Source organism: uncultured Caballeronia sp., assembly GCF_964243625.1.
Taxonomy (GTDB): Bacteria; Pseudomonadota; Gammaproteobacteria; order Burkholderiales; family Burkholderiaceae; genus Caballeronia.
This window is the reverse complement of sequence record NZ_CAXTGZ010000187.1, coordinates 1-10,179: the sequence shown is the minus strand read 5'-3', so window position 1 is coordinate 10,179 and position 10,179 is coordinate 1. Positions and strand designations below refer to the sequence as shown.

General features: G+C 60.2%; 9 protein-coding genes and 1 pseudogene. 2 read left to right on the top strand and 8 right to left on the bottom strand.

The features are described from left to right. Nucleotides 1-989: arginine--tRNA ligase (argS, locus tag ACFFAR_RS14665; protein ID WP_375508048.1), on the bottom strand; the 989-nt coding region annotated here is incomplete at its 3' end. A 406-nt stretch (nucleotides 990-1,395) separates the two neighbouring features. Between argS and ACFFAR_RS14660 the strand changes: the two genes are divergently transcribed. After that, nucleotides 1,396-1,722 carry a DUF1840 domain-containing protein gene (locus tag ACFFAR_RS14660; RefSeq protein WP_061998286.1) on the top strand — a complete coding sequence of 109 codons (327 nt, stop codon included), beginning with the start codon at nucleotides 1,396-1,398 and terminating at the stop codon, nucleotides 1,720-1,722. A 99-nt stretch (nucleotides 1,723-1,821) separates the two neighbouring features. Here ACFFAR_RS14660 and ACFFAR_RS14655 read toward each other — a convergent pair whose 3' ends face one another. From ACFFAR_RS14655 to ACFFAR_RS14625, 7 genes are all read right to left on the bottom strand, one after another. Further along, complete coding sequence (locus ACFFAR_RS14655; protein ID WP_062168780.1) at nucleotides 1,822-2,028, bottom strand: hypothetical protein; 207 nt, start codon at nucleotides 2,026-2,028, stop codon at nucleotides 1,822-1,824. A 137-nt stretch (nucleotides 2,029-2,165) separates the two neighbouring features. Continuing rightward, the gene (gene metH, locus ACFFAR_RS14650) at nucleotides 2,166-4,883 is read right to left on the bottom strand and encodes a methionine synthase (RefSeq protein ID WP_062168782.1); all 2,718 of its coding nucleotides are present in this window, start codon (nucleotides 4,881-4,883) and stop codon (nucleotides 2,166-2,168) included. A gap of 47 nt (nucleotides 4,884-4,930) precedes the next feature. Further along, nucleotides 4,931-5,998: a homocysteine S-methyltransferase family protein gene (locus tag ACFFAR_RS14645; protein WP_174364177.1), complete on the bottom strand. Its 1,068-nt coding sequence runs from the start codon at nucleotides 5,996-5,998 to the stop codon at nucleotides 4,931-4,933. A gap of 175 nt (nucleotides 5,999-6,173) precedes the next feature. Then, the gene (locus tag ACFFAR_RS14640; protein WP_056358215.1) at nucleotides 6,174-6,431 is read right to left on the bottom strand and encodes a DUF3567 domain-containing protein; all 258 of its coding nucleotides are present in this window, start codon (nucleotides 6,429-6,431) and stop codon (nucleotides 6,174-6,176) included. A gap of 119 nt (nucleotides 6,432-6,550) precedes the next feature. Then, on the bottom strand, nucleotides 6,551-7,339 hold the full coding sequence (locus tag ACFFAR_RS14635) for an alpha/beta fold hydrolase (protein WP_375508049.1): 789 nt from the start codon (nucleotides 7,337-7,339) through the stop codon (nucleotides 6,551-6,553). A 153-nt stretch (nucleotides 7,340-7,492) separates the two neighbouring features. Beyond that, a complete protein-coding gene (locus tag ACFFAR_RS14630; protein ID WP_174364178.1) occupies nucleotides 7,493-8,692 on the bottom strand; it encodes a DUF3108 domain-containing protein in 1,200 nt (399 codons plus the stop codon). A gap of 129 nt (nucleotides 8,693-8,821) precedes the next feature. Continuing rightward, nucleotides 8,822-9,688, bottom strand: a complete 867-nt coding sequence (locus ACFFAR_RS14625; RefSeq protein WP_174364179.1) for a helix-turn-helix domain-containing protein — start codon at nucleotides 9,686-9,688, stop codon at nucleotides 8,822-8,824. Between the two features lie 104 nt (nucleotides 9,689-9,792). Here ACFFAR_RS14625 and ACFFAR_RS14620 point away from each other — a divergent pair. Beyond that, nucleotides 9,793-10,179: pseudogene (locus ACFFAR_RS14620) on the top strand (fumarylacetoacetate hydrolase); the annotation flags it as partial.

Below are 10,179 nucleotides of genomic sequence, written 5' to 3'. Positions count from 1 at the left end.
AAGTACGTGTACGTGCCGTCGGACTTGCGCATGACGCGGTCCTTGTCGTCGCCGTCGTCGGTCGTGCGCAGCCACAGCGCGCCATCCTGCTCGTAGGTCTTGCCGGCCTCGATCAACGCATCGACGGTTGCCTGCACGCGGCCTTCGTTATACAGCGATGACTCAAGATAAAACTGGTCGAACGCCACGCCGAACGCGGTCAAGTCCAGGTCCTGTTCATGGCGCAGATAGGCGACGGCGAAGACGCGAATGGCATCGAGGTCGTCCACGTCGCCCTTTGCCGTCACGGGCGCGCCGTCCTTGGCCGCAACCGTTGCGCCGGCCAGGTAATCACGCGCGATATCAGCGATGTACTCACCGTTGTACGCGTTCTCGGGCCACTCCTTGTCGCCGGGTTTGAAACCGCGCGCACGCAGTTGCGTGGAGGCCGCGAGGTTGCCGATCTGCACGCCGGCGTCGTTGTAATAGAACTCACGATGCACCGCGTTGCCCTGCGTTGCGAGCAGGTTGGCAAGGGCGTCCCCGAGCGTCGCCTGACGGCCGTGCCCCACATGCAGCGGCCCGGTCGGATTCGCGGAGACGAATTCGATCAGCACCTGCTTGCCTTCATCGCGCGTGCTGCGGCCGTAGCCGACGCCTTCGGCGAGCGCCGCCGGCACGACGGATTGTTTCGCCGCTGCCGCCAGCCGCAAGTTGATGAACCCAGGGCCGGCGACTTCTGCTGCATCGACAAGACCTTGCGCCGCGGGCAATCCCAGCACGGCGTCGACGATCTGTTGCGCCAGTTGCCGCGGATTCGCGCGCAGCGGCTTGGCGAGCTGCATGGCGACGTTCGACGCCACGTCGCCGTGCGCCGCGACCTTCGGGCGTTCGAGCACGATTGCCGGCGTAACGAAATTCGCTTCCGATGCGCCTTGCGACGCCTGTACGACCTGCTTGACTGCATCGGTCAGCAGCGTTTCGAGGGTAAGTTTTTGTGCGGGCAGCATGCTGATTCTTGATCCGGTGATGTGTTTGTTCGTTTCCGCGCGCGGGTAATTTTCAATCCGCGCGCGGGTAAAAAGCGCGACAAACAGAGGTCGGGCAGTCGGTCGGGACTGCCTCGCGCGCATGCGCATGTTCGCGTCTGGAGGCATGGCTGCAGCCGTTCCCGGCGGTAGCGACAGACCAGCGGTTTGCTATCCGGCGCAACATTTGCTCAGCTAATTCGGGATTTTAGCAGGTGCTAATATGTCGAATCAGGGTCAAGCCGGGGAAAAGATTCAGGAGTTGGAACAATGCGCTGGCGCTGTGGACTGATTGGCCGGACGTCGCCGCGCACTCTCTGAATCGCCCAATACATTGCCAGACATTTAGCCGAACAACAGGCCAACAACAAAAGGAAGGGACCTTGCCATGCTGATCACATTCAAAACCAGCGCTGCACCCGACGTGCAGATGCTCGATAACCTCGCTGACTATTTACTGGGCATCGTAGGAAAACGGCTGGGAGAGCGCGGCGTCATCACGCACGAGGAATTGCCGGCCTGCATCCAGAAACTGGAAGCGGCGGTCGCCACCGACAAACAGGAACGCGCCGAACACGACGGCCATTTCCACGAAGGCGAAGCCGGCCACGAGCCGCATGAAATCCCCGTGGGCCTGTCGCAACGGGCGTATCCGTTCCTCGACATGATGCGTCTCGCGCATCAGGCGAACGGCGACATCCTTTGGGGCGTTTGACTTCGGCCAGCGTTCGAGCGGCATGAGTATTAAGGCAGCACATAAAAAACCCCGCAATTGCGGGGTTTTTTGTTCATATCAATGCCTGTTGCTGACTGCTTACTGTGACGCCGGCATAGCCATGCCCTTCTTCATCTTCGGCTTGCGGGGCTTTTTCTTGTGCTCGGTGACAGGCGGCGAGTAGCTCGACGCAGTGCTGGAACTCGCGCCCATACCAGGCTTTGGGGCCTGCGCAAAAGCGGCCGGACTCAACGATGTACACAGCACCGCGACCGCAACAGCGAGGACAGGCGTCAGCTTGATCATTTTCGACTTTCTCCGAGACGTTTAAGAGTGCGTGACCGCCGCCATGACGGTCCTGCGCACGGTTCCAGTGTAAGGAAATCCAAAATAACCGTAACTGTCTTCGCCAAAATTGCGCGTTTGTAATTCCCGGTATAAGGCTAGAGCAACGGAGCGAGGGCGCGCTCGGCGTCGTTCTTCGATAACGCCATGCGCTGCGCGAAGCTTTCCACCTGGTCGTCCGCGATCTTGCCGACCGAAAAGTACGTACTTTCCGGATGTGCTATGTAAAAACCCGACACGCTCGCCGCCGGCAGCATGGCAAGCGACTCGGTCACCGTCATGCCGATCTCGTTTGCCTGCAGGACGTCGAACATGTCCTGCTTGACCAGATGGTCCGGGCACGCCGGATAGCCCGGCGCCGGCCGGATCCCGCGATATTTTTCATCGATCATGGCGGCGTTGTCGAGCGTTTCGCCGGCCGCGTAGCCCCACAATTCACGACGCACCCGCGCGTGCAGCGCCTCGGCGAAGGCTTCAGCGAAGCGGTCGGCCAGCGCCTTGAGCATGATGGCGCTGTAGTCGTCGTTATCGGCCTCGAACTGCTTTTCCTTTTTCTCGACGCCCAGGCCCGCCGTCACCGCGAACATGCCGATGTAGTCCTTCACGCCTGATTCCTTCGGCGCGATGAAATCCGCCAGCGACCGGTTCGCGCGCTGCACGCCGTCCACGATCGGACGCACGGTTTGCTGACGCAGATTGCGCCACGTCATGGCGACTTGCGTGCGGGTATCGTCGGTATAGATTTCGATGTCGTCGTCGTTCACCGTGTTCGCCGGCAGCAGCATGACCACGCCGTTCGCCTGCAGCCAGCGGCCCTGGATGATGCGCGAGAGCATGGACTTGCCATCGGAGAAAACGCGCCGGGCAGATTCGCCCACGATCTCATCGTTCAGGATCGCTGGATACGGTCCGGCCAGATCCCAGGTCTGGAAGAACGGCGCCCAGTCGATGTAGTTCGCCAGCTCCGCCAGATCGTAGTTCTTGAAGACGCGCCGCCCGATGAACGTGGGTTTCTTCGGCTCGTAACTCGCCCAGTCGATCTTCGTCTTGTTCGCGCGTGCTTCGGCGTAGGTCACCATAGGCGTGGCCTTGCGGTTCGCATGCTGCGTGCGGATGCGCTCGTAGTCCGTCTTCAGGTCGACGAGATACTTGGTCGCGCCTTCGTCGGAAAGCAGGCTCGACGCCACCGATACCGAACGCGACGCATCCGGCACATAGACCACGGGGCCATCGTAATGCGGCGCGATCTTCACGGCCGTGTGCACGCGCGAAGTCGTCGCGCCGCCGATCAGCAGCGGCGTCTGCTTGCCGCGGAAATAGTCGTCGCGCTGCATTTCGGACGCAACGTAAGCCATCTCTTCGAGACTCGGCGTAATCAATCCCGACAAGCCGATGATGTCCGCGCCTTCCTCCTTGGCTTTCGCCAGGATGGTCGCGCAGGGCACCATCACGCCCATGTTGACCACTTCGAAGTTGTTGCACTGGAGCACGACGGAGACGATGTTCTTGCCGATATCGTGCACGTCGCCCTTGACGGTCGCGATCACGATCTTGCCCTTCGGCCGCACGTCCTCGCCGGCATCGGCCATGCGCTTCTTTTCTTCCTCGATGTACGGAATCAAATGCGCCACGGCCTGCTTCATCACGCGCGCCGACTTGACCACTTGCGGCAGGAACATCTTGCCCGCTCCGAAGAGGTCGCCGACGACATTCATGCCGTCCATCAACGGCCCTTCGATCACGTTGATCGGACGTCCGCCCGCAGCTTCGATGCGCTGACGAACTTCCTCCGTATCTTCCACGATGAAGTTCGTGATGCCATGAACGAGCGCGTGAGCGAGGCGTTTATCGACGGGCTGATTGCGCCATTCCAGGTTCTCTTCTTTCTTCGCGGCGCCGGTTTTGAATTTGTCGGCGATTTCGAGCAGGCGATCCGTTCCGTCTTCACGACGATTCAACACTACGTCTTCCACGCGTTCGCGCAGTTCGGGATCGAGATCCGCATACACGCCGAGCTGCCCCGCGTTCACGATGCCCATGTCCATGCCGGCCTGGATTGCGTGATACAGGAACACGGTATGAATGGCTTCGCGCACCGGATCGTTGCCGCGAAACGAGAACGACACGTTCGATACACCGCCGCTGATCTTGGCGAACGGCAGGTTTTCCTTGATCCAGCGCGTGGCGTTGATGAAGTCGACGGCGTAGTTGTTGTGCTCTTCAATACCCGTTGCGATTGCGAAGATGTTCGGGTCGAAGATGATGTCTTCAGGCGGAAAGCCGACTTCGTTCACGAGGAAATCGTACGAGCGCTTGCAGATCTGCGTCTTGCGTTCGTAGGTATCGGCCTGGCCGTCTTCGTCGAAGGCCATGACGACGGCTGCGGCGCCGTATCGGCGGATCAGTGTGGCGTGATGGCGGAAGGCTTCTTCGCCTTCCTTGAGCGAGATCGAGTTCACGATCGCCTTGCCCTGCACGCACTTCAATCCTGCTTCGATCACCTCCCATTTCGACGAGTCGATCATGATCGGCACGCGCGAGATGTCCGGCTCGGACGCGATCAGGTTCAGGAAGCGCACCATGGCCGCCTTCGAATCAAGCATGGCTTCGTCCATGTTGATGTCGATGATCTGCGCGCCGTTCTCGACCTGTTGCCGCGCGACGGCGAGCGCCTCGTCGAACTGGTTGTTGAGGATCATGCGTGAGAACGCCTTCGATCCCGTCACGTTGGTCCGCTCACCCACGTTGATGAAGAGCGAACCGTCGGTGACGTTGAACGGCTCGAGGCCGGAAAGGCGCATGGTGTGATCGGTCATGGTGTCCCTGAACGTTGCTTTATTGCTTCGCTGATTGCGTTGTCTTTTCAGGCGGCTTCACGATAATGCGACGGCCACTTCCTCGGCTTGACATCGGCGAGCGCCTTCGCGATTTCCGCGATATGTTCCGGCGTCGTTCCGCAGCATCCGCCAGCCAGGTTCACCAGTCCCGCCTGAGCAAACTCCTTCAGCAGGTTCGACGTCACGTCCGGGGTTTCATCGAAACCGGTATCGCTCATCGGGTTGGGCAAGCCCGCGTTCGGATAGCAGGACACGTACGTATCGCAAAGCTTCGCCAGTTCCGCGATGTACGGCCTCATCAGCGCCGCGCCCAATGCGCAGTTCAAACCAAACGTCAACGGCCGCGCATGGCGCAGCGAATTCCAGAACGCCTCGACCGTCTGGCCCGACAAGATCCGTCCGGATGCGTCGGTGACCGTGCCGGAAATCATGATAGGCAAGAGCTCGCCCGTGTCTTCGAACAACTGATCGAGCGCAAAAAGTGCCGCCTTTGCGTTCAACGTGTCAAAAATCGTTTCAACGAGGAACAGGTCGCAGCCCGCGTCCATCAGCGCCTTGGCCTGCGCGTAATAGGCCTCGCGCAGTTCGTCGAAGGTGACGTTGCGCGCGGCCGGGTCATTCACGTCCGGCGAAATGCTCGCGGTCTTGGGCGTCGGTCCGATCGCGCCGGCGACAAAGCGCGGCTTGTCCGGGGTCGAAAATGCGTCGCATGCTTCGCGCGCCAGCTTCGCCGATTGCGCGTTCATCTCGTCGGCAAGCGACTCCATGCCATAGTCGGCCTGGGCCACGGTCGTTGCGCCAAACGTGTTCGTCTCGACGATGTCCGCGCCCGCAGCCAGATACTGGTCATGAATCTCGCGAATCACATGCGGCTGCGTGATCGACAACAATTCATTGTTGCCCTTGATGTCACGGTCATAGTCCGCGAACCGTTCTCCGCGATACGCCGCTTCGTCGAGCTTGTAGCGCTGGATCATGGTGCCCATCGCGCCGTCGAGGATAAGAATGCGCTGCTGCAACAGCGCAGGCAAAACGGCGCCGCGCGTGTAGGGGCGGCGTTCGGCGGCGGATTTCGGGGTGGGGGACGGATTCATGATGGACATGGCTCCAAACAGGCTTAAATAGCCCAACATTGTATCTGTAGTAGGGCACAAACGCTTTTTAACGGCCTTTTCTTCAAACGCGCAGCGAACAAAAAACCCCGCCATTTGCATGGCGGGGTTTTCAGGGGTGTCGCGGGTGTTCTTGCTGCGCAGTCGGGGCGCTACGTTAGTGAAGGATCACCGGCTGGTTCATCAATATGTCGAATTGGCCGAGAAATTCATCGACGTCTTCAAGCGATTGCTCTTCCTGCATCAACTTCTGAACATGCTCGCGGAATCGTGCGGCAAGCGCTCCGTCGATAAAGATTTCGCGCTGCATGGTCTTGTCCACGATCTCGTAACCCCCCGCCTTCATGGCGAGATGATTGTCCTGCGGCGGGAACTCGACTACGCAATAGTTGGGGCTGTTGTAAATCATCTGCATGGCGACACTCCTTATTCCTGTTTGCCCGTAAGGCGTTTCTGCGTCTTACATTGAGCGTTTGGGTTGGAATTCAAGGGGTGGCCTCGACGTTGATTCCGAAAGCCAATCGAGGACCTTTGTTAGACATTCTCCCGCAAAAATGTTTCCAGAAGAGCCACGAAACGCTGTGTTTCTTCTACCGGGGACAGATGTGCCGCGTCAAGTATTTCAAATTTTGCACCGGGTATTGAATCCGCCACCACTTTGGACTGCGCCGGCGGTAAATCAACATCGTGTTCACCTGCAACAACGAGCGTGGGCGCACTAATCGACGCCACTCGCCCTCGCAGATCGAAATCCCTGATGGCTTCGGCCACTTTGGCGAAACCTTCAACGGACGTCCGTGCAACCATTTCGCCAACATGTTCGACCACTTCAGGATGCGCTTTTCTGAACCGTTCCGTCAGTACGCTTTGTACCGTAGCTTCCACGATACTCGGCGTGCCGTTTTGCCGCACGTTGGCTGCACGCTTGTCGAAATCCGGCTTCATCTCGCTCGTTGTGAAAACCGGAGCGCCTGCAACGGTCAGCGTGTTCACCTTGTCCGCATGGTCGACTGCGAACTGCTGCGCAATCATCCCGCCTGCCGACAACCCGACCAGATGCGTCGATGTCACGCCAAGCTTGCTCAACAGCTCGGCAAGATGACCGGAAAGTGCTTCGATGCTCAATGGTTCCATGGGCGCGGCGCTTTCACCATGTCCGGGAAGATCGTAACGCAGTACCGTGTAGTCATCGCGGAAGTAACCCGCGATCTGGTCCCATACCGATAAATCGCCTGAAAGATGATGGGCCAGGGTCAGCCATGGACCACCACCTTCGTTGCTCACAACATAACGCGTGTCGATACCGTTAATCGTCACATGCATACTGGCTCCGTTGGAATGCGGGTTCAGTTCGGGATCGAACCTTGGTTGCACAACCGCGCGCCTGGAGTCGTCTGCATACCTTCTTAACGGATGCTTCCGTTGCAATCTTTAACCCGTTTGCATGCGTTGTGACTGCATGAAACATGCTGCGGGTCAGGGCTTGTCGGGCTCGGGCGCGCCGGGTGTCGCATCAGGAGTCGCATCCGCCGTGCCCGCACCCGGCGTGGACGAAGGCGGCTGGAGCTTGCCGCGCCAAAGCAGTTCGATCTGCAAGCCGTTGGGCTCGGTTTGCACGATACGAACCGGCAGCCATCCAATCGATGGCGCAAGCCAGATGTCGAGACGGCGACGGTCGTTGTCGCGTCTTGCGAGACGCGTGAAATGACGCGCCTGTACGTTACCGTCGCGGGCTGGCACGTTTTCGTCGCCGACGGTTTCTATCGGCCAGAGCTCGTTGCTGTCGTTGTCCGCGACGCTGAACTGGCGCACGACGCCGGGTTTGTAGGTATCGGGTGAGCCGCGTACCAGGCTCGCAAGTTGCATCACGACGCTGAAACGATCCTGCGCGCCGTCGACAAGCGGCTGGCTGTTCGGCGTGCGCGTGTAGACGAGTTGTTTCGTGCTGCGATCGAAGACGGTGATGTCGGCGGCGCGGCGGCCGCGTTGTTCCGAGTATTGCTCGGGTGCGATGCCGAAGCCGTCGATATGACCCTTGCTCGAATACACGAACGGTCCGACGAACGGCAATGGAATCGATACGACCATCTCGTAGTGTTGCGCCGAATTGATCCAGTGGATCGTGCCGGTCTGGTTCATGACGCCGTTGATCAACGTGTCGTAGCGGAGGTCGCCGGTGGGCGGGACGTCGAATTTATCGCCGGAAGCGGCTGGTTTTGCAGCCGCGGCCGATGCCGCTTGCGCGGCTGCTGTATCGCTGGCGGCTTTTGCGGCGGCCTGGGCCGCTTGTGCGGCTTGAGCTGATTGTTGGGCCTGAGCGGCTTGCGCTGCTTGTGCGGCTTCAGCAGTTTGTTGTGCTGTCGTGATGGCGTGCGTCGGCTGGGCCGGTTGCGGTGCTGGCTTCGGTGCCGGCTTCGGCGGCTGCGCAGGAAGCGCCGGTGCCTGCGCAACGGGCTTGGGCGTCAGCAACTCCACTTGCACCGGGACATGCTCGGCGGGCGCGGGATTCGATACATTCCGGCTCCTGTCCACCCAGCGTCCCGCAGCCCAATGCAGGGCCAGAACTGCAAGCAGCACGGCAAGCCACAAGGTCCATCGGAAGGATGGAGCGGCGGATGACTCATCGGACGAGGCGCCGGATACAGTGCGACGGCGGCGAAGCAAAGAGAACGGCATCAATAAGGTCGGAAGCGTTCGGGCAGAAAAGGAGCGTGAATGGATGTGAGCCATTGGCGCCAACGCCAATGTGACTCATGCGTGCGCCGCGGCGTTCCGCACACGCTGCAAATCAGGCGCATCGAAATCTTACCGTTCTCCCGGCTTGTACCCGAGTTCGTAAGAAAGCTGGCCGGCGCATTCGCGTAAGGCGGTATCGATGTCGCCGCCCCAGCGGGTATCGAACGATCCTTCATGACCTAGCGCAATCAGTCCGAGCGCAAGATCGCCGGTTGAGTCGAACACGGGCATGCAGAAAGCATGGATCCCCGGCAGCAACATGCCCTCGACGCGCGATGCACCGTGCGCGCGGATCTCGGCGAGCAAGGGTTCCACATCTGCCATGGTCTGGCGCGTGGCCTCGAGTTCGCGATCGAGCATCGCCTGCGTCTTGCTGCGCGGCAGGCACGCGGCAAACAGCAAACCCGTCGCCGACGACAACAGCGGCATGACATCGCCAAGCTTCAACGATGCCTTCGCTGGATGGCTCGATTCCATCCAGTGCACGACTGTCGGGCCCTGATTGCCCCATACCGCGATCCCCACCGTCTGGTCCAGCCGGTCGCGCAAATCCGTCAGTGCGATACGCGCGAGCTTCACGCCATCCACGCGTGCAAGGCGGGCAAGACCCATCTGCAACGCGAAGCCGCCAAGCTCGTAGCGCCCGGAAACCGGATCTTGCGATACCGCGCCGAGCCGCAAAAAACTCACCAGATACCGGTGCGCTTTCGCCGGACTCATCCCCGCGCGCTGGGCGAGATCGCGCAGCATCATGGCGCGCGGCTCGTTGGTCAGCACGTCGAGCAGACGGAAACCCACCTCGATCGACTGAATGCCGGAACGCGACTTTTCCCCGGCGGTATCGGAGGAATCTTCCGCGTCGGCGGGTTCGAAAGCCGGTGGTTCCAACCGTGATTTCAACCTTAAGGACGATGCTGGCCGGCTGGGAGATGACATGAAGAAATCGATTCCGGCACAAACCGGGCGGTAAAAACGGGGTGGACACGATTCACCATCGTAAAATAGATTTCCTCCATCGTCACTAAACGTCGAAACGCTCTATGAAACTTGCCACGCTGAAGGACGGGACGCGCGACGGCCAACTGGTCGTCGTATCACGTGATTTGCGCACGGCCGCCATTGCGGACGCGATCGTGCCGACGCTGCAACGCGCGCTGGACGACTGGAATTTCTACGCGCCGCAATTGCTCGATTTGTCGGACGCGCTCAATCAGGGCCGTGCGCGCCATTCATTCACGTTCGATGCCAAAGCGTGCATGGCGCCGCTGCCGCGCGCATTCCAGTGGGCCGACGGCTCGGCCTATGTGAACCACGTCGAACTCGTCAGGCGCGCACGCAAGGCAGAAATGCCGCCCGAGTTCTGGACCGACCCGCTCATGTACCAGGGCGGCGCGGATGATCTGCTTGGACCTGCGGATGACATCGTG